General features: G+C 68.4%; 17 protein-coding genes. 7 read left to right on the forward strand and 10 right to left on the reverse strand.

Annotation, left to right across the window (positions count from 1 at the left end):
* Nucleotides 1–30 precede the first annotated feature (30 nt).
* The 9 genes from rseP to dnaE all read right to left on the reverse strand — a co-directional run bounded on the left by rseP (nt 31) and on the right by dnaE (nt 11,679).
* On the reverse strand, nt 31–1,188 hold the full coding sequence (gene rseP, locus L0966_RS12340) for an RIP metalloprotease RseP (RefSeq protein ID WP_234052241.1): 1,158 nt from the start codon (nt 1,186–1,188) through the stop codon (nt 31–33).
* Between the two features lie 55 nt (nt 1,189–1,243).
* Nucleotides 1,244–2,437, reverse strand: a complete 1,194-nt coding sequence (dxr, locus tag L0966_RS12345; RefSeq protein WP_234052242.1) for a 1-deoxy-D-xylulose-5-phosphate reductoisomerase — start codon at nt 2,435–2,437, stop codon at nt 1,244–1,246.
* Between the two features lie 10 nt (nt 2,438–2,447).
* On the reverse strand, nt 2,448–3,299 hold the full coding sequence (locus tag L0966_RS12350; protein WP_234052243.1) for a phosphatidate cytidylyltransferase: 852 nt from the start codon (nt 3,297–3,299) through the stop codon (nt 2,448–2,450).
* Nucleotides 3,299–4,054 (reverse strand): isoprenyl transferase, encoded by a 756-nt coding sequence (locus L0966_RS12355; RefSeq protein WP_234052435.1) that lies wholly within the window; start codon nt 4,052–4,054, stop codon nt 3,299–3,301. Before L0966_RS12355 ends, L0966_RS12350 begins: the two co-directional genes overlap by 1 nt.
* Before the next feature lie 43 nt (nt 4,055–4,097).
* The gene (gene frr / locus L0966_RS12360) at nt 4,098–4,661 is read right to left on the reverse strand and encodes a ribosome recycling factor (protein WP_234052244.1); all 564 of its coding nucleotides are present in this window, start codon (nt 4,659–4,661) and stop codon (nt 4,098–4,100) included.
* 369 nt (nt 4,662–5,030) lie between these two features.
* Nucleotides 5,031–5,795, reverse strand: coding sequence for a UMP kinase (gene pyrH / locus L0966_RS12365; protein ID WP_234052245.1), 765 nt, complete (start codon nt 5,793–5,795; stop codon nt 5,031–5,033).
* A 23-nt stretch (nt 5,796–5,818) separates the two neighbouring features.
* On the reverse strand, nt 5,819–6,742 hold the full coding sequence (tsf, locus tag L0966_RS12370; RefSeq protein ID WP_234052246.1) for a translation elongation factor Ts: 924 nt from the start codon (nt 6,740–6,742) through the stop codon (nt 5,819–5,821).
* Between the two features lie 111 nt (nt 6,743–6,853).
* On the reverse strand, nt 6,854–7,855 hold the full coding sequence (locus tag L0966_RS12375; protein ID WP_234052247.1) for a 30S ribosomal protein S2: 1,002 nt from the start codon (nt 7,853–7,855) through the stop codon (nt 6,854–6,856).
* A gap of 362 nt (nt 7,856–8,217) precedes the next feature.
* Nucleotides 8,218–11,679: a DNA polymerase III subunit alpha gene (gene dnaE / locus L0966_RS12380; protein WP_234052248.1), complete on the reverse strand. Its 3,462-nt coding sequence runs from the start codon at nt 11,677–11,679 to the stop codon at nt 8,218–8,220.
* Between the two features lie 330 nt (nt 11,680–12,009).
* Here dnaE and glyA point away from each other — a divergent pair, with 330 nt between their 5' ends.
* From glyA to thiL, 7 genes are all read left to right on the forward strand, one after another.
* The gene (gene glyA / locus L0966_RS12385; RefSeq protein WP_255683989.1) at nt 12,010–13,323 is read left to right on the forward strand and encodes a serine hydroxymethyltransferase; all 1,314 of its coding nucleotides are present in this window, start codon (nt 12,010–12,012) and stop codon (nt 13,321–13,323) included.
* A 27-nt stretch (nt 13,324–13,350) separates the two neighbouring features.
* Complete coding sequence (gene nrdR / locus L0966_RS12390) at nt 13,351–13,860, forward strand: transcriptional regulator NrdR (protein WP_234052249.1); 510 nt, start codon at nt 13,351–13,353, stop codon at nt 13,858–13,860.
* Between the two features lie 8 nt (nt 13,861–13,868).
* Nucleotides 13,869–15,020, forward strand: coding sequence for a bifunctional diaminohydroxyphosphoribosylaminopyrimidine deaminase/5-amino-6-(5-phosphoribosylamino)uracil reductase RibD (gene ribD / locus L0966_RS12395; RefSeq protein ID WP_234052250.1), 1,152 nt, complete (start codon nt 13,869–13,871; stop codon nt 15,018–15,020).
* Nucleotide 15,021: 1 nt separating this feature from the next.
* Complete coding sequence (locus L0966_RS12400; RefSeq protein ID WP_234052251.1) at nt 15,022–15,633, forward strand: riboflavin synthase; 612 nt, start codon at nt 15,022–15,024, stop codon at nt 15,631–15,633.
* 134 nt (nt 15,634–15,767) lie between these two features.
* Entirely contained in the window at nt 15,768–16,259 is a 492-nt protein-coding gene (gene ribH, locus L0966_RS12405; protein WP_234052252.1) for a 6,7-dimethyl-8-ribityllumazine synthase, read from the forward strand.
* Nucleotides 16,256–16,741: a transcription antitermination factor NusB gene (nusB, locus tag L0966_RS12410; RefSeq protein WP_234052253.1), complete on the forward strand. Its 486-nt coding sequence runs from the start codon at nt 16,256–16,258 to the stop codon at nt 16,739–16,741. Before ribH ends, nusB begins: the two co-directional genes overlap by 4 nt.
* 1 nt (nt 16,742) lies before the next feature.
* Nucleotides 16,743–17,747: a thiamine-phosphate kinase gene (gene thiL, locus L0966_RS12415; protein WP_234052254.1), complete on the forward strand. Its 1,005-nt coding sequence runs from the start codon at nt 16,743–16,745 to the stop codon at nt 17,745–17,747.
* Between the two features lie 6 nt (nt 17,748–17,753).
* Here thiL and L0966_RS12420 read toward each other — a convergent pair whose 3' ends face one another.
* Nucleotides 17,754–18,188 carry an EamA family transporter gene (locus tag L0966_RS12420; RefSeq protein ID WP_234052255.1) on the reverse strand — a complete coding sequence of 145 codons (435 nt, stop codon included), beginning with the start codon at nt 18,186–18,188 and terminating at the stop codon, nt 17,754–17,756.
* Nucleotides 18,189–18,638: the final 450 nt, after the last annotated feature.

An 18,638-nucleotide genomic window follows, 5' to 3' on the forward strand; every position in this document is an offset into this window, starting at 1 on the left:
GCCACGACCCCCGCGGACCCCACAAACCCCTTACATTGCAGCGATATGCAAGACATCGTTCCAGGTCGCGAAGACCATCAGCATGAGGACCAACGCGAGCCCGATCCGAAACCCGATATCCTGCGTGCGCGCGCTCAAAGGCCGACCACGCACCGCTTCGAAAGCGTAGAACAGAAGATGCCCGCCATCCAACATGGGAATGGGAAAGAGGTTAAGAAGACCAATCGACACCGACAGAACCGCCGCAAGGGAAAGCAGCGCGCCGATCCCGAAAGTGGCCACTTGGCCGGACACCTGGGCAATGCGGATGGGGCCGCCGAGCTGATCCGCCGATTCCCGCCCAACAATGAGCCCGCCGAGATAGTCGAAGGTGCGCGCCACCACGAACCACGTCTCCTGAACACCCATCCCGACCGCTTCCACAGGGCCATAGCGATGGATGGTCACATCCCCTTCCGCAAGGGAGCGAGAGATGCCGAGCAGGCCGGTGCGATGGACATTGCCGAATCCGTCCTTCACTTCCTTGAGCTCGGGCGTGGCCGTGAGACTCACCTCGGCACCCCCGCGCTCGACGCGGAACGTCAGCGGCTGGCCGGCATGGATACCGACGATGCGCTGCATGTCGGCAAAGCTCTCCACCTTGGCGCCATCGATCTCCAGCACCAGGTCACCGGGCTTGAAACCCGCCGCAGCCGCGGCGCTGCCAGGATTCACCTGATCCACGCGAGGCGCCGAAACCGGGCGGCCGAACACCATGAAGACCAGGGAGAAAATGACGATGGCCAGGATGAAATTGGCAACCGGCCCCGCCGCGACAATGGCGGCCCGCCACTTCACCGGCTGGAAGAAGAAGCTCTGGCGCCGCTCCGCCGGACTCATGCGCTCAAGCGCCGCCTGGTCCGGTACCGAGGCGGCATCCTCGTCGCCGTAAAATTTCACATAGCCGCCCAGCGGAATTGCGGAAATCTTCCAGCGCGTGCCGTGCCGGTCGTTGAAGCCGGCGATCTCCGGGCCAAAGCCCAGGGAAAAGGTCAGGATGCGAACACCCGCGCGCCGCGCCACCCAGAAATGCCCGAGCTCGTGGAAGAACACCACCAGGGTCAGCACGAACAGGAATGGAATGACGTAGCCCAGCAGGGAGGTGCCGAAACCGGTGAGTGTGGTCCCCAAAGCTGAAACTGCGTCCATCGTCCCTTGTCCTCGTCCGTCACGGAGGGGCGCGGCCGCTCCGCCTCCATTATGCCTAGGATGCCTTTGCGGCAAACTTAGGTAACAGCCCGGTGCTCAGCCGCCGCGCCTCGGCATCGAGCGCCAAGGCCTCCTCTGCGGAAGCCGGCGCCAGCCCCTCGCCCAGCCGCGCCAGCGTCTCGGCCACCAGATCGGTCACGCCATAGAAGCCGATGCGCCCTTCAAGGAAGGCGGCCACAGCCACCTCGTTGGCGGCATTGAGCCGGGTCGGCGCGGCGCCCCCCGCGGCCATCGCCTCGCGCGCCAGACGCAAGGCGGGGAAACGCGCCTCATCCGGCGCCTCGAATGTCAGGCGCCCGGCTTTCACCAGATCGAGCCGGCGGCTCGTGGTCGTGAAGCGCTCCGGATAGCTCAGGCAATGGGCGATGGGCACACACATGTCCGGCACCGCCAGCCCCGCCACCACGGACCCGTCCACGAAGGAAACCAGCCCATGCACCACGGATTCGGGGTGCACCACCGCGTCGAGACGCTCAGGCGGCAGCGCAAACAGGTGGTGCGCCTCGATCAGCTCCAGGCCCTTGTTCATCAGGGTGGCCGAATCAATTGTGATCTTGGAGCCCATGGACCAGTTGGGGTGCTTCAGCGCATCCGCCGGAGTCGCCCGCTCCATCTCCACCCGGCTCTTCTGCCGGAAGGGGCCGCCCGAGGCGGTCAGCGTTACCTTCTCCACCGCCGCAGCGGGCGCGGCCGAAAGGGCCTGGAAAATCGCGTTATGCTCGCTGTCCATGGGCAGCAGCTCGGTACCCCGGCGCGCTGCCTCGGCCATGAAGAAATGGCCTGCGGCCACCAGGCATTCCTTGTTGGCAAGGGCCATCCGCCGGCCGGGCCCCAGCGCCGCCACCGAGGGCGCCAGGCCCGCAACGCCGACGATGGCACTCACCACCAGATCCGCCTCGCGCGCGGCCGCGTCGAGAATCGCAGATGGACCGGCGCCGCAGGCGATGCCACTGCCCGCCAGGGCATCCGCCAGGGCGCGCCCGGCGGAAGGGTCCGCCACTGCGGCGAAGCGCGCGCCCAGGGCCCGGGCCGTGTCGGCCAGGGCCTTCACGTCGCGCCCGCCGGCCACGGCCTCCACCTCGAACCGCCCCGGCGCATCCGCCAGCACCTTGGCCACGCTGCGGCCGATGGAGCCGGTGGCGCCCAGAAGGGTGAGACGTTGGCGAGGGCGGTCCGAAACGCGTTCCATGGATATCTTCCTACCACATCAGCAGGGCGGTGGCTGGGTCCGTCCCGCCATGCAGCACCGCCAGCAGCAGCGCAGCGAGCGAAGCGGCGGCAAAGCCGTCCAGCCGGTCCAGAATACCTCCGTGGCCGGGAATAAGACGGCTCGCATCCTTCACGCCGCAGCGCCGCTTCACCGCCGATTCGGCCAGGTCGCCCCCCTGGCTCACCACGCTGAGCACCAGGGCAACGCCGCCCACCGGCCAAAGATGGACCACGCCGCCCGCGGCCGCGACGGCCGCCCCCGCCACCACGCCAGCGGCCGCCCCGCCCAGCGCGCCGGACCAAGTCTTGTTCGGCGATACACGGGGCCACAGCTTGGGCCCACCCACGGCGCGACCCACGAAATAGGCAAAGATGTCGGTGGCCCAGACCACAGCATAGATGAAGAGCACCGCCAGCAGACCGAGATGCCCCTCCCCGCGCAGCGCGATGATGGGCAGCGCCGCCGCAGCAGCCACCAGCACCCCCGAAAGGCTCCACACACTTTTGCCGGGAACCGCGAGCGCAGCCGCCGCCGCGCCGAGGAGAATCACGCTGAGAGCGTAAGCGGGGCTGGAGACCAGCAGCAGGCCCGCCGCGCCCGCCACGCACAGCGTGCCAAGCGCCAGCCACACGCGCCGATTGCCCAGCCGCGCCATGGCGGCCCATTCATAGAGAATCGCAAGCCCCGCCAGCACCCAGAGCACGGCGAACGGCCAGCTGCCGAAGAAGGTGAGGCCGAGCACCAGCGGCACCAGCACCAGCGCCGACAGTGTGCGGCGCTTGAGATCGCTGTTCCGGCCTGCGGGCCCGGGGGGTGTTTGCGCCGGATGGTGAAGCGGCATCAGCGCGCCGGGGCCGGCGCCACGCCGCCGAAGCGGCGCTCGCGCCGCGCGAACTCGTTGACCGCGGACAACAGCGCCGCCTTGTCGAAATCCGGCCAATAGATGGGCAGGAAGACGAACTCCGCATAGGCCGCCTGCCACAGCAGGAAATTCGACAGGCGCTGCTCGCCGGAGGTGCGCACGATGAGGTCCGGGTCTGGAATGCCCGCCGTCTCGAGCCGCTGAGAGATCATCTCAACGGTCACGTCCTCGGGCCGGATGCGCCCGGCGGCCGCATCGGCAGCGATGGAAGCGGCGGCAGCGGCGATCTCCTGCCGCGAACCGTAATTGAAGGCGACAACCAGGGTCAGGCCCTGATTGCCACTGGTCAGCGCCTCGGCCTCGTCGAGCAGCGCGCGGATTTCCTTGGCCAGCCCCGCCCGCTCGCCGATCACACGCACCCGCACGTCCTGGGCATGCAGGTCCGCCAGATCGTGCCGGATGAAGAATTTGAGCAGGCGCATCAGCTCGCCCACCTCGGCCATCGGCCGCGACCAGTTCTCGTGCGAGAAACTGTAGATGGTGAGATAGCGGATGCCGATGTCCTGGGCCGCGCGCACGCAGCGGCGCAGCGCCTCCACCCCGCGGCGGTGCCCTTCCACCCGCGGCAGCTTGCGCGAGGTCGCCCAGCGCCCGTTGCCGTCCATGATGATGCCCACGTGCACGGGCACCGCCGCCGGCAGCTCTTCGGCACCGGTGGCGTCGCGCAGGGACATGGCTTGCTCAGGGCTCAAAAGCGTGCGCTCCTTCCCGCGCGGCTCAGACCGAGAGGATTTCCTTTTCCTTGTGGGCCACCACCTGATCCACCTCGACGATGGCCTCATCCGTGGCCTTCTGGACGTCCTTGGACAGGCGCTCCATGTCATCGGAGCTCATCTCGCCATCCTTTTCCAGCTTCTTGAGCTGGTCCATGCCATCGCGCCGCACATGGCGCACCGACACGCGGGCGGCCTCGGCATATTTATGAGCCACCTTCACCAGCTCCTGCCGGCGCTCCTGGTTAAGCTCGGGAATGCGCAGGCGCAGCGTCTGGCCTTCAGTGGCCGGGTTGAGGCCGAGATTGCTATTCAAGATCGCCTTTTCCACGGCGCCCACCATGCCGCGATCCCAGACCTGCACCTGGAGCAGGCGCGCCTCGGGCACGGACACGGTGGCCACCTGCACCAGCGGCATGCGCGAGCCGTAGGCCTCCACCGTGATGGGCTCCAGCAGACTGGCGGACGCGCGCCCGGTGCGCAGGCCGCCGAGCTCGTCCTTGAGCACGCCGATGGCGCCCTGCATGCGGCGCTTGATGTCGGCCAGATCGAAGGAAGCGGTGGTCATGGCAATCCTCTGTGCTGTCTCGTCTCGGCTCTTGCGGCCGAACCTTTTAGCCTGTCGCCTCGCGAAGGGCGACGTCGAAGTGAACAAATCTGTGTGCCGTCCCCGCTACCGACGCGCAGCGCCATGCGGAAGGCCCAGTCAACCCGGACGGCGGCCAGCTCGACACCTGCGGCCGCGCACCTAGCAAACCCTTGGCGCAATGGGGTAATCGGGTGCCAACGCGAAGACTAGGGGCACCCTTCCGCGGCAACCTTGCCGGCCGGCGAATATGCGTAACGCCGCACCGGAGCGAGGCTCCCGCGCGGCGTTACGGAACAATGGACGAATCGCGCCCGTCACCGAAGACGCCAAAACGCCGCGTCTTCCGCCTCAGGGCGCCACCACCGTCACCCGGCCGGCCCCCGTCGCGGCCTGGACGATGGCCCCGGGCTCGCGGATCGAAAACACGATGATCGGCAGCGCCGCCTCGCGTGCCAGCGCGAATGCCGCGGCATCCATCACCTTGAGGTCGGCCGCCAGGGCCTCGTCATGGGTGAGCCGCTCATAGCGCGTGGCGGTAGGGTCGGTCTTGGGATCTGCGGTGTAGACGCCATCCACATTGGTGGCCTTCAGCACCGCGTCGCAATCCAGCTCGGCCGCGCGCAGCACCGCGCCCGTATCGGTGGTGAAATAGGGATTTCCCGTGCCACCGGTGAGCAGGACAATGCGCCCGCGCCGGAGATGCCGCAGCGCCGGCTGGCGGGCGTAAGGCTCGCAAACGGTCGGCATGGGCACCGCCGAGAGGGTACGTGCCGGAGCCCCTGCCTTCTCGATGGCCTGCTCCAGGGCCAGCCCGTTCATGACGGTGGCGAGCATGCCCATATGGTCGGCGGTGGCGCGGTCGAGATCCTCGCCCGCCACCCGCGCGCCCCGCAGGATGTTGCCGCCCCCGACCACCACCGCCACCTCGCAGCCGAGCGCACGCGCGGCGACGAGATCACGGGCGATGGCCGCAACCGTCGGCGGATGCAGGCCGAACGGTTCCGGCCCCATCAGGGCCTCCCCCGAAACCTTCACCAGGATGCGGGGATAGGGAAGCCCCGGCGCCGCAAACGGGTGCCGGGGTTCAGGAACATCCGAATCGTCGAACGACATGGGGAGCCCCCTTCCCCGTTCGCTCAGGACTGACCGGCGGCGGCAGCCACCTCGGCCGCGAAGTCGCTCTCTTCCTTCTCGATGCCCTCGCCCAGGGCGAAGCGCACGAAGGCCATCAGGTTGATCGGCGCGCCGACCTGGCCTTCGGCCTCCTTCAGCACCTGCGCGACGGACTTGGAGCCGTCATGCACGAAAGCCTGATCGAGGAGGGTATTCTCCTTGAAGAAGCTCTTCATGCCGCTCTCGGCGATCTTGTCCTGCACGTTGGCGGGCTTGCCCTGGTGCTTCTCGAGCAGGATCGCCTTTTCGCGAGCGACCGTCTCGGCCGGAATGCCCGAGGCGTCGAGCGCCAGCGGGTTCAGCGCGGCGATGTGCATGGCGATCTGACGGCCGAGCACGGAGAGCTTCTCCACATCACCCTCGGACTGCAGCGCCACCAGCACGCCGATACGGCCCTGGCCATCGGCCACCTGGCCGTGGACATAGGTGGCCACCACGCCGGCGGAAACCTCGAGCTTCGCGGTGCGACGCAGGGTCATGTTCTCGCCGATGGTGGCGACGAGGGCGGTGAGCTTGTCGGCCACCGTCACGTCCGCACCCGGGAACTTGGCAGTCGCCACGGCCTCGAGGGTGCCATCGGTGTTGAGGGCGACCTTGGCGGCCTCGCGGACGAACGCCTGGAAGTCGGGGTTGCGGGCGACGAAATCCGTCTCCGCATTCACCTCGATGGCGGCGGCGAAGCGGCCCGAGGATTCCACGGCCACCACACCCTCGGCGGCCACGCGGCCGGCCTTCTTGGCGGCCTTGGCAAGGCCCTTCTTGCGCAGCCAGTCGATGGCGGCCTCGACGTCGCCGCTCGTCTCGGTGAGCGCGGACTTGCAGTCCATCATGCCTGCGCCGGTCTTTTCGCGCAGTTCCTTGACGAGCCCGGCGGTGATCGCAGCCATGTTCAATCCCTTCTTCTCGCACCACGGCCGGCCTGGGTGATCCCGAGCCGGCCGCCGGGGACGCCCCGCGCCCCCAATTACCCTTGATTCGTTTTCAACCTCGCGACGAGATCACTCGGCCTCGGCGGAGAGCTCCTTGGCCTGGGCGATCCAGCCATCCACGCGGCCGGGCAGACCCACCTCGTCGCCGATGCGGTCGGCGTCGATCTGGTCGAGGCCGGCGATCTGCGCGAAATGGAACACGCCGAGCTCGTTCAGCTTCTGCTCGATCTCCGGGGAGACGCCAGCCAGCTTCTTCAGGTCGTCGGCGACGCCGCGCGGGCCGGACAGGGGCTCGAACGTCATCCACACGCCTTCGGCGGGCAGCTCTTCGCCCAGCGGAATCTCCTCGGAGCCGAGGTCGATGCCGAGGTCGCTCTGGCTGCGGCCGATGCCGTCAATGGCGGCGCGGGCGATGAGATCGCAATAGAGCTGGATGGCGCGACCGGCGTCGTCATTGCCCGGCACCGGGAAGGCGATGCCGTCGGGATCGCAATTGGTGTCGAGGATGGCCGCCACCGGGATGCCGAGGCGCTGGGCCTCCTTCACCGCGATGTCTTCCTTGTTCGTGTCGATCACGAACAGCAGGTCCGGCAGGCCGCCCATGTCGCGGATACCGCCGAGGGCCTTCTCCAGCTTCTCCTTCTCACGGGACAGCGTGAGACGCTCCTTCTTGGTGTAGCCGGAGGAAGCCTCCGGGGCCGCGAGGGTCTCTTCCAGCTTCTTCAGCCGGGCGATGGAGTTGGAGATGGTCTTCCAGTTGGTGAGCATGCCGCCGAGCCAGCGGTGGTTCACGAAATACTGGGCGGAGCGACGGGCGGCGTCAGCCACCTGATCCTGGGCCTGGCGCTTGGTGCCGACGAACAGCACGCGACCGCCCTGGGCCACCGTGTCGGACACGGCCTGAAGCGCGCGATGCAGCGCGGGCACGGTCTGCGACAGGTCGAGAATGTGGATGTTGTTGCGAACACCGAAGATGTACGGAGCCATCTTGGGGTTCCAACGGTGGGCCTGATGGCCGAAGTGCACGCCAGCCTCGAGCAGCTGACGCATCGAATAGTCGGGAAGAGCCATTTTCGTCTCCGGTTGAACCTCCGCGGACGTACCCTCTTGCCCGGCAGGGAAAGGGGGCACCGGATGGCCACTGGGCCGTTAGTCCGCGTGCGGGATGGCGGGGCTTATAGGGGAAGGCGCGAAAAAGGGCAAGGGCACGCAACAGCGCGAAAACAAAGGCGCCGCCCGGTTTTCCACGGGCGCGGCCCTGTGCCGCTGGCGCGCCTGTCCGTCAGATCAGGCGGAACCAGGCGTCGGCGAGGGAGAGGGAGAGGGAGAGGGAGAGGGAGAGGATCGCCGGCAAATCCCCGGGCGCCCGGGTGAGCCGCCGCATCGCGATGACAGAAAGCGCGGCCCGTCCCGCGGGACCGGGGTGCGGCCCGTCAGGCCGCCTCCACCGCCACCACTCCGGGAATGGCCTTGAGCGCGCCGGCGATCTGGGGAGAGACGGCATATTTGCCGTCCAGGCGCACCTCCACCTCCGCCTTCCCGTCGTCCATGAGCAGAACGAGGCTCACCTCGCCATCGCGCTTGGCCGCGCCCAGGCCGGCTTCCAGCCGCTTGGCGATGCCGTCGAGAGGGTCGGGAGAGCGCACGAAGATGCGCAGCGCCTTGTGGGCGCGGGCTGCCACCTCGTCCAGCCGCTCACACGAATTGATGCGCACCCGCACATCCTCGCCGTTCAGTTCCGCCCCCACCATCATCAGCAGCGGCGTACCCGGCTCCAGCAAATCGCGGTAATGGGCCAGCGCCTCTGAGAAGAGCACGGCCTCATAGGTGCCCGAGGGGTCCGACAGGCCAATAATGCCCATGCGGGTGCCGGACTTGGTCTTGCGCTCCTGCCGCGACACCACGGTGGCCGCGAGCCGCCCGGCGGAAGCCCCTGCCCGCACCGAGCGGGAAAATTCGCTGAAGCTCTGCACCCGCAGCTTCTTCAGCGCCTCGTCGTAATCGTCCAGCGGATGGCCGGTGAGGAAGAAGCCCACCGCGTCATATTCCCGCTGCAGCCGCTCCGCCGGCAGCCAGGGCGCGGCATCGGGAATCGGCAGCTTCGCCGCGACGGGACCGGAGCCGAACATGTCGTTCTGGCCCGATTGGGCATTGGCCTCCACCCTTTGGGCCTCGGCCACGATGGCGTCGAGCGCGGCGATGGCGCGGGCGCGGTTCTTTTCCAGCTCGTCGAAGCAGCCGGCGGCCATCAGGCTTTCCAGCGTGCGCTTGTTCACCATCTTCACCGGCAGGCGGGTGGCGAAATCCGCCAAGCTCTTGAAGGGCTTGCCGGAGCGCGCCTCCACCAGCGCGTCCACCGCCGCCCCGCCCACGCCCTTGATGGCGGCCATGGCATAGATGATCTCGCCATTCTCCACCGCGAACTCGCGGAATGAGCGGTTCACGGAGGGCGGCACCACCTTGATGCCCAGGCGCTGCGCCTCCTGGCGGAATTCGGCCAGCTTGTCGGTGTTGCCCATGTCCATGGTCATGGAGGCGGCCAGGAACTCGGTGGGATAGTTGGCCTTCAGCCAGGCCGTCTGGTAGGCGACGAGGGCATAGGCCGCCGCGTGGGACTTGTTGAAGCCGTAATCCGCGAACTTGGCCAGAACGTCGAAGATCTGGTCGGCCATCGCCTTTTCGACGCCGCCGGCCATGGCGCCGTCAACGAAGCGCGCGCGCTGCTTGTCCATCTCCGCGCGGATCTTCTTACCCATGGCGCGGCGCAGAAGGTCGGCTTCACCCAGGGAGTAGCCCGAAAGGGCCTGGGCGATCTGCATCACCTGCTCCTGGTAGATGATGACGCCGAACGTCTCCTTCAGATAGGGCTCAAGCTTGGGGTGGATATAGTCCGGCTTGGCGCGGCCGTGCTTGCAATCGCAATAGACGGGGATGTTGGCCATGGGGCCCGGGCGATAGAGCGCCACCAGGGCCACGATGTCCTCGATGCGGTCGGCCTTCATGTCCACGAGGGCGCGGCGCATGCCCGCGCTTTCAACCTGGAACACGCCCACCGTCTCGCCCTTGCCCAGCATGGCGTAGGTCTTGGGATCGTCGAGCGGGATTTTCGAGATGTCGAGCTCGATGCCGCGCTGGTGGATGAGCTTCACCGCCTTGTCGATGGTGGTCAGCGTCTTGAGGCCCAGGAAGTCGAACTTCACCAGGCCCGCCTGCTCCACCCACTTCATATTGTATTGGGTGACCGGCATGTCGGACTTGGGGTCTCGATAGAGCGGCACCAGCTCGTGCAGCTTGCGATCCCCGATCACGATGCCCGCCGCGTGGGTGGAGGCGTGGCGGTTCAGGCCCTCCAGCTTCACGGCGATGTCGAAGGCGCGCTTCACCACCTCCTCGCTGTCGCGGGCCGCCTGCAGGCGCGGCTCCTCGTCAATGGCCTGCTTCAGGGTCACCGGATGGGCGGGATTCTGCGGCACCAGCTTGCACAGCTTGTCCACCTGCCCGTAGGGCATCTCAAGAACGCGCCCCACATCGCGCAGCACACCGCGCGCCTGGAGGGTACCGAAGGTGATGATCTGCGCCACCTGGGCCCGCCCATAGCGCTCCTGCACATAATGAATCACCTCGTCGCGGCGCTCCTGGCAGAAGTCCACGTCGAAGTCGGGCATGGAGACGCGTTCCGGGTTCAGGAAGCGCTCGAACAGCAGGTGGAAGCGCAGCGGATCGAGATCGGTGATCTGCAGCGAATAGGCCACCAGCGAACCTGCGCCCGAGCCGCGGCCCGGCCCCACCGGAATGCCATGGGCCTTGGCCCACTTGATGAAGTCCGACACGATCAGGAAGTAGCCGGGGAACTTCATGCGCTGGATGATGGAGAGCTCGTACGCCAGCCGCTCCTCATAGGCTGCTACGTCCAGCCCCGGCGTCGGCCCGTGCTTGGCGAGGCGCTGGGCAAGCCCCTCCTTGGCCTGGCGCTCCAGCTCGGCGGCCTCGGCGGCCTCGGCGTCCATGCCCTCTTCGCTCTCATCGGCGGTGGTGAAGCGGGGCAGAATGGGCTTCACCGTGCGCACCCGATAGGCGCAGCGCTGGGCGATCTCGATGGTGTTGGCGGTGGCCTCGGGCAGGTCCTTGAACAGCTCCAGCATCTCCGCCCGGGTCTTGAAGCGGTGCTCGGGCGTCAGGCGGCGGCGGTCGCCGTCCGCCACGATCTTGCTTTCGGCGATGGCGATGAGCGCGTCGTGGGCCTCATAGTCCGACTGGGCGGCGAAGAAGGGCTCGTTGGCCGCCACCAGCGGGATGCCCTTCTCATAAGCGAGGTCCAGCAGCATCGGCTCGGCGAGGCGCTCGGCATCGGTGCCGTGCCGCTGAAGCTCCAGATAGAGCCGGTCGCCGAAGATGGCGGCGAGCTTGTCCAGCCGGTCGGCGGCGAATTCCGGGTGTCCGGACGCCAGCGCGAGATCCAGCGGCCCGGCCGGCCCGCCGGTCAGCGCGATCAGCCCGCCCGACGATTCGGCCAGCCAGTCGAGCTGAATGCGCGGTTCCTCGTCGCTGGGCGTTTCCAGATAGGAGCGGGAGACGAGGCGCATCAGGTTGCGCCAGCCCTCGTCCTTCTGCGCCAGCAGGACGATTCGCGGCTTCTTGGGGCGGATGACGCCGCGTGGCCCGGGCGGCTCCGGCACATCCAGCGCCAGGGAGACGCCGGGAATGGGCTGGATGCCCGCGCCCGCCATCTTTTCCGAAAACTCCAGGGCGCCGAAGAGGTTGCCGGTGTCGGTCAACGCCATGGCCGGCTGCTGGTCGCCCTTCAGGAACTCCGCCAGCTTGCCCACGGTGAGGGCGCCTTCCAGCAGCGAATAGGCCGAATGGACGTGCAGATGGACGAAGCCGGGGTCGGACATGGCAGATGAATTCTCTTCATAAACCCGGGGAAAGCGGGCCCGGGAGGGTCGGACGGCGTTCCGGGCCGGGAAGGATTCACCCGGCGCAGGCCGCGGTCAACGCCCACTGGAGCCACTGCGGAGGAGCCGCGACCGGAGCACGAGCATAAGCCTTGCGCGTGCATGCACATGCCCGGCGAGCGGACCTGCGATGATCATGCCGCAATCTCGCCCTTTGGACTTGGCGCCGCCGGTGTGATAAGCGCTGTGACCCGCTTGGATGGGGCTCTTCTCGTCAGACACCTCCCCGCCCACCGGACTTTCCGTAGCCGACATCACCGGAGACCTGCCATGGCCTCGCAGGACGCGAACGCCGCCTCCATTTCCGAGGAAAAGAACCGCTTCTTCACCGCCTCGATCGCGGAGACCGATCCCGAGATCGCGAGCGCGATGGAGGCGGAGCTGGGTCGCCAGCGCGACGAGATCGAGCTGATCGCCTCGGAGAACATCGTTTCGCGCGCGGTGCTGGAGGCTCAGGGCTCCGTTCTCACCAACAAGTACGCGGAAGGTTATCCGGGTAAGCGCTATTACGGCGGCTGCCAGTTCGTGGACGTGGCCGAGAACCTCGCCATCGAGCGCGCCAAGAAGCTGTTCGGCTGCGCCTTCGCCAACGTGCAGCCCAATTCGGGCAGCCAGGCGAACCAGGGCGTGTTCTTCGCCACCATGCAGCCGGGCGACACCTTCCTGGGCCTGAACCTAGCCGCCGGTGGTCACCTGACCCACGGCTCGCCGGTCAATATGTCCGGCAAGTGGTTCAAGGCTGTGCCCTACACGGTGCGCCAGGACGACCAGTATATTGATTACGAGGAAGTCGCCCGCCTCGCGGACCAGCACAAGCCGAAGGTCATCGTGGCCGGCGGCTCGGCCTATCCGCGCATCATCGACTTCCCCAAGATGCGCCAGATCGCCGACAGCGTCGGCGCGCTCTTGATGGTGGACATGGCCCATTTCGCGGGCCTGGTGGCCGGTGGCGCTCATCCGAGCCCCTTCCCCCACGCCCATGTGGTGACCACCACCACCCACAAGACCCTGCGCGGCCCGCGCGGCGGCATGATCCTGACCAATGACGAGGACCTGGCCAAGAAGATCAACTCGGCCATCTTCCCCGGCATCCAGGGTGGCCCGCTGATGCATGTCATCGCCGCCAAGGCGGTGGCTTTCGGCGAGGCGCTGCGCCCCGAGTTCAAGCTCTACGCCAAGAACGTGGTGGAGAACGCCAAGGCCCTGGCCGAGACCCTGAAGGGCCACGGCTTCGCCATCGTCTCCGACGGCACCGACACCCATCTGATGCTGGTGGACCTGCGCCCCAAGAAGCTGACGGGCAAGGTGTCCGAAGCGGCTCTGGGCCGCGCTCACATCACCTGCAATAAGAACGGCATCCCCTTCGATCCGGAGAAGCCGTTCGTGACCTCGGGCGTGCGTCTCGGCACTCCGGCGGGTACCACCCGCGGGTTTGGCGTGGCGGAGTTCCAGCAGATCGGCGACTTCATCGCCGAGGTGCTGGGCGTGCTCTCCCAGAAGGGCGTGGACGAGGATTCGCTGGTGGAAGCCGCGGTGCGCGACAAGGTCTCGACCTTGCTGAAGCGCTTCCCCATCTACGCCTGAGCCAGGCGCGCCGGAGGCGAGCGATAGATGCGGTGCCCTTATTGCGGGAGCCTCGACACCCAGGTGAAGGACTCCCGTCCCACCGAGGACAACACCGCCATTCGCCGCCGGCGCATCTGCCCTGACTGCGGCGGGCGCTTCACCACTTTCGAGCGCGTGCAATTGCGCGAGCTCATGATCCTGAAGCGCTCCGGCCGCCGCGTTCCGTTCGATCGCGACAAGCTCGCCCGCTCCGTCCAGGTGGCCCTGCGCAAGCGCCCCGTGGATGCCGAGCGGGTGGAGCGCATGATTACCGGCGTGGTCCGCCAGCTCGAGGGCATGGGCGACACCGACATCCCCTCCGAGACCATCGGCGAGCTGGTGATGGCGGGCCTGAAGCAGCTCGACGACGTGGCCTATGTGCGTTTCGCCTCCGTCTATCGCGATTTCCGCGAGGCGAAGGATTTCGAGTCCGCTTTGGCGGAGCTCAACAGCGACGGGGAGCCCGAGGCGCCAGAGCCGGAAGCCGGCCCTCGCCCGCCGCGCAGCGTGGATTGATCGGCAAGATGGCGCCTGCGTCCCCGGTTCCCGTTCATGTCACCTCCCCGGAGGAGGATGAGCGCTTCATGGCGGAGGCGCTCACCATCGGCCAGACCGGGCTCGGCCGCACCTGGCCCAACCCTTCAGTGGGCGCGGTGGTGGTGCAGCACGGGCCGGACGGGCCCTGCGTCGTCGGCGCCGCCGCGACCGCCGCAACCGGCCGCCCCCATGCCGAGCCCCAGGCCCTCGCCCAGGCGGGCGAAGCGGCCCGCGGCTCCACCCTTTATGTCACCCTGGAGCCCTGCTCCCACCACGGCCGCACGCCCCCCTGCGCCGACGCGGTGATCGCCGCCGGCGTCCGCCGGGTGGTGGCCGCCCTCGAGGATCCGGATCATCGCGTGAAGGGCCGAGGCGTCGCGCGGCTCCGGGCGGCGGGCATCTGGGTCACGGTGGGCGTGGGCGCGGAACAGGCGCTGGAAGACCATGCCGGCCACATCCGCCGCGTCACCGAGGGGCGGCCCCACGTGCTGCTCAAGATGGCCGTGTCGGCGGACGGCAAGGCCGCTTTGCCCGGCCCCCGGCCGGCCGTCATCACCGGCCCTGAGGCGCGGGCGCGGGCGCACCTGATGCGGGCCCATTCGGATGCCATCCTGGTGGGCGTGGGCACCGCGCTGGCGGACGACCCCATGCTGACCACCCGGCTGGAGGGCTTCGAGAGCCGCTCGCCGGTGCGCATCGTGCTCGACAGCGCCCTGGCTTTGCCTCTCGACTCAAGCCTTGTCCGTACCGCCTGCGAGGTTCCGGTGTGGGTCGTCACGGCGGAGGATGCCCCGGCCGATCGCTCCGCCGCCCTGGCCGAGCGGGGCGTTGAGGTGCTGCGCGTGCCGCGCGGCGGGCCGGAGGACCGGCTCTACCTGCCCGCCGTGCTGAAGCTACTGGGCATGCTGGGCGTGACCCGGCTGATGGTGGAAGGCGGCCCCACCACGGCCGCGGCCTTCCTGGACGCGGGACTGGTGGATGAGGTGGCCGTGTTCTCGAGCCCCGTGGTGCTGGGGCCCGATGCGGTGCCGGCGCTGCCCGGGCGGCCGCTCTCCCGCCTGTTCGCCCCCGTGGGTTTCGCCGAGGTGGAACATGCCAGCCTCGGTCCCGATCACCTTTTGCGCTTGTGGAGACGCTAGAATGTTCACCGGCATCGTCACCGATGTGGGCGACGTCATCGCTGCGGAAGCCCGCGGCGAGGTCAAGACCCTCACCATTGCGACCGACTTCGACGCGGCCACCATCGCGCTCGGCGCCTCCATCGCCTGTTCGGGCGTGTGCATGACGGTGACCTCCGTTTCCACCGAGGGGCCGCGCAAGACCCGCTTCACCGTGGATGCCGGACCGGAGACCCTCGCCATCACCACCGTGGCGTCCTGGCAGCCGCGCCGGCGCATCAATCTGGAACGCTCCTTGAAGCTCGGCGACGAGCTCGGCGGCCACATGGTTTCCGGCCATGTGGATTCGACCGCCAAGGTGCTGAAGCGCGAAGATCTCGGCGCCACCACCCGATTCGAGTTCAAGGTGCCCGATGCGCTCGCCCGCTTCGTCGCGGTGAAGGGCTCGGTGGCGCTCGACGGCACCTCGCTCACCGTCAACACGGTGGTGGACAACACCTTTTCCTGCCTGCTCATTCCCCACACCCTGGCGGTCACCACCTGGGGCGGCGTGATGCCCGGCGACCTCGTGAATTTCGAGGTGGACCTGATGGCGCGCTATGCGGCGCGGCTGGCCGAGTTTCCCCGCGCCTGAACACGCGCGCGCGGCGTATATTCAAGACGCTGGCAAGAAGCTGAGACCAGCTCTGCGCTTAAGGCACATGCGGCACGCTTGCGCGGCGCGGCGCGCTCTTGTACGCCTCGCGCCTCTATTTGGAGACGATGCCCATGGTCACGACGCGCAGGGAAGGCTCTCACGAAAAGGATGACCTGCTCGAAGGCGCCCGCGTGCTCATCGTCGAGGCGCGCTATTATGAGGCGCTGGCGGACGAACTGCTGGCCGGCGCCCGCGCGGTGCTGGAAGCCGCGGGCGTCGAGGTCATCGTGGTGACGGTGCCCGGTTCCCTTGAGATTCCGATCGCGGCGGAAATCGCCCTCGATGCCGCCGAGATGTCCGGGGAAACGCTGGACGCCGTGGTGGGCCTCGGCGTGGTGATCCGCGGCGAAACATACCATTTCGAGATCGTGTCCGGAGAATCGGCCCGCGGCCTGATGGAGCTCGGCCTTGGCCGCGCGCTGCCCGTGGGCAATGGCATCCTCACGGTGGACACCGAGGCGCAGGCCTGGGAGCGCGCCCGCGTCACCGAGGGTGACAAGGGCGGCGGCGCGGCGGCCGCGGCGCTGTCGCTGCTGCGCCTGCGCAGGAGGCTGGAGCAATGAGCGAGCCCGCGACAAGCTGGCCCATGAAGAAGAGCGCCGCACGGCTCGGAGCCGTGCAGGCACTTTACCAGATGGATCTGGCGCAGACCCCCATTCACGACATTCTGGCCCAGTTCGAAAGCCACTGGCTTGGCCAGGAGGTGGAGGGCACCCAGCTGCCCGACGCGGACGTGAAGCTGTTCCGCGCGGTGGTGGAAGGCGTGCTGTCCGAACAGCGCCGCATCGACCCGCTGGTGGACAAGGCGCTTTCCAGTGGCTGGCCGTTGCGCCGGGTGGAAGCTGTGCTGCGCGCGGTGCTGCGCGCCGGGGCCTTCGAGCTGCTGGCCCGCCCGGAGGTTCCCGCCCGCGTTGTCATCGCCGAATATGTGAACGTGGCCGGCGCCTTCCTCGATCGTGACGAGACCGGCATGGTCAATGCCGTGCTCGACACCCTTGCCCGCGAGCTGCGCACCCGCGAATTCGCCGGGCCGGGAGCCGCCTGACATGACGGGCGCCGGCGAACGGGGATCCGGCGAGGATCGCTTCATCGCCCGCTTCTTCCGCCCCGTGGCTGGTGCGCCGGAGGCCCTCGGCCTGCTCGACGATGCCGCACGGCTGGCGCCGCCTGCCGGTGAGGAGCTGGTGCTCACCACAGACGCGCTCGTGGCGGGCGTCCACTTCTTTCCCGATGATTCTCCCGCCAGTGTCGCGCGCAAGGCCCTGCGGGTGAACCTGTCCGATCTCGCGGCCAAGGGCGCCCGGCCCCTCGGCGCGCTGCTGACGCTGGCTGTTCCCAAGGATATTCCCGATGCCTGGATGGAGGCCTTCGCCTCCGCCCTCGGCGCGGATGCGGCGCTTTATTCCTGTCCCCTGCTCGGCGGCGATACGGTGGTGACGCCTGGGCCCATCACCCTTGGCATCACCGCCCTCGGCAGTGTGCCCACGGGCCATTTTGTGCCACGCACGGGCGCCGGGCCAGGCCAGGCCATCATCGTTTCCGGCACGATCGGGGATGCCGCGCTCGGCCTGAAGTTGCGCCTTGAGCCTCGGCAGACCGCCTTCGCGGCCCTTTCGGACGCGCAGCGCAGTCATCTGCTGGACCGCTACCTCCACCCCCAGCCCCGCCTGGCGCTGGCCCCGGCCCTGCGCGCCTACGGGGCGGCAGCCATGGACGTCTCCGACGGGCTAGTGGGTGATCTGGCCAAGATGCTTGCCGCCTCGGGCTGCGGCGGGCGCATCGAGGCCCATCGCGTTCCCCTTTCGGCGGCGGCGGACGCGGCGGTGCGCCACGACAAGACGTTACGTGCCACGGCCCTCACCGGCGGCGACGATTACGAGATTCTCGCCTGCGTGCCCCACAAGGAGGTGCACGCTTTCGTGGTCGCGGCGGCGCAGGCGGGCGTGCCCGTCGCCCTCATTGGCGAGACGCGGGCGGAGCCGGGCCTTGACGTGCTGGATGCCGGCGGGCGGATCATGGAACTCGGCAGCGGCAGCTACAGCCACTTCTGAGCGGGATCACCCCAGCGCCACGAGGACCGAGCCGGCGGCGATGAGCAGCACGCCAAGGCTGCTCACCATGCTGAGCCGCTCGCCCAGGAACAGCACGCCGAACACCGCCACCAGCACCACGCTGAGCTTGTCCACCGGCGCGACGCGGGCGGCCAGCCCCAGCTTCAGGGCCCGGAAGTAGCAGAGCCACGAGGCGCCGGTCGCGAGCCCGGACAGCACCAGGAACAGCCAGGTGCGCGCCGCGATCTCACCGGGCGGGCTCCAGGCGCCGCCGGCCGTCACCACGGCGGCGATCAAAAGCAGGATCACCACGGTGCGAATCAAGGTGGCGAGATCGGGATGGATGCCCGCGACACCCACTTTGCCGAATATGGCCGTCAGCGCGGCAAAGGCGGCGGACAACAACGCCCAGAACAGCCATGAACCCTGAAGGGAAGACATTGCGCGCCTCTCGCGGCGGCACGACGCCGATCCGCGGCGAAAGCATAGCTCAAGTCGGGCCCCGGCGCGTCCTCCTCTACCGGATGAGGCGGCCGGCGCGCCTTGGGGCCAATGGCCCTTCGGCCCCGCGACGGGCCTTCCGCTCGCCATCGTCGCGGCCGGCACGGAGGGCATCCCGCGCGTTGCCCCCCCGCGCGCCTCCCTCCGGCGAGCTGTGGGAAGGCCGTAGACCAAGCCCCACTCGCGAGACACTGAGCCGACGCATCGGCACGCCCCCTGGCCGGGCCTGCTCAGCATTCCGCGCCGCCCATGCCTCGCACCGCAGGCCGGCACCTAAACGTCAGCGTGCAGCACGTCGGTCTCCGCCCTTCGCGCGCGCGAGGCGAGAGGCCAGCCCCCATGCGGGCGCGGCCGAGGCCCCGGGCCGCCCTTCGCGCGCGAGGCGGGAAC

It is taken from the genome of Xanthobacter sp. NM-59, assembly GCF_021401125.1.
Lineage (GTDB): Bacteria > Pseudomonadota > Alphaproteobacteria > Rhizobiales > Xanthobacteraceae > Xanthobacter.

Coding starts and splice junctions, on each gene's coding strand:
- rseP (WP_234052241.1), bottom strand. CDS start 1,188: ATGGACGCAGTTTCAGCTTTGGGGACCACACTCACCGGTTTCGGCACC.
- dxr (WP_234052242.1), bottom strand. CDS start 2,437: ATGGAACGCGTTTCGGACCGCCCTCGCCAACGTCTCACCCTTCTGGGC.
- L0966_RS12350 (WP_234052243.1), bottom strand. CDS start 3,299: ATGCCGCTTCACCATCCGGCGCAAACACCCCCCGGGCCCGCAGGCCGG.
- L0966_RS12355 (WP_234052435.1), bottom strand. CDS start 4,054: ATGTCCCTGCGCGACGCCACCGGTGCCGAAGAGCTGCCGGCGGCGGTG.
- frr (WP_234052244.1), bottom strand. CDS start 4,661: ATGACCACCGCTTCCTTCGATCTGGCCGACATCAAGCGCCGCATGCAG.
- pyrH (WP_234052245.1), bottom strand. CDS start 5,795: ATGTCGTTCGACGATTCGGATGTTCCTGAACCCCGGCACCCGTTTGCG.
- tsf (WP_234052246.1), bottom strand. CDS start 6,742: ATGGCTGCGATCACCGCCGGGCTCGTCAAGGAACTGCGCGAAAAGACC.
- L0966_RS12375 (WP_234052247.1), bottom strand. CDS start 7,855: ATGGCTCTTCCCGACTATTCGATGCGTCAGCTGCTCGAGGCTGGCGTG.
- dnaE (WP_234052248.1), bottom strand. CDS start 11,679: ATGTCCGACCCCGGCTTCGTCCATCTGCACGTCCATTCGGCCTATTCG.
- glyA (WP_255683989.1), top strand. CDS start 12,010: ATGGCCTCGCAGGACGCGAACGCCGCCTCCATTTCCGAGGAAAAGAAC.
- nrdR (WP_234052249.1), top strand. CDS start 13,351: ATGCGGTGCCCTTATTGCGGGAGCCTCGACACCCAGGTGAAGGACTCC.
- ribD (WP_234052250.1), top strand. CDS start 13,869: ATGGCGCCTGCGTCCCCGGTTCCCGTTCATGTCACCTCCCCGGAGGAG.
- L0966_RS12400 (WP_234052251.1), top strand. CDS start 15,022: ATGTTCACCGGCATCGTCACCGATGTGGGCGACGTCATCGCTGCGGAA.
- ribH (WP_234052252.1), top strand. CDS start 15,768: ATGGTCACGACGCGCAGGGAAGGCTCTCACGAAAAGGATGACCTGCTC.
- nusB (WP_234052253.1), top strand. CDS start 16,256: ATGAGCGAGCCCGCGACAAGCTGGCCCATGAAGAAGAGCGCCGCACGG.
- thiL (WP_234052254.1), top strand. CDS start 16,743: ATGACGGGCGCCGGCGAACGGGGATCCGGCGAGGATCGCTTCATCGCC.
- L0966_RS12420 (WP_234052255.1), bottom strand. CDS start 18,188: ATGTCTTCCCTTCAGGGTTCATGGCTGTTCTGGGCGTTGTTGTCCGCC.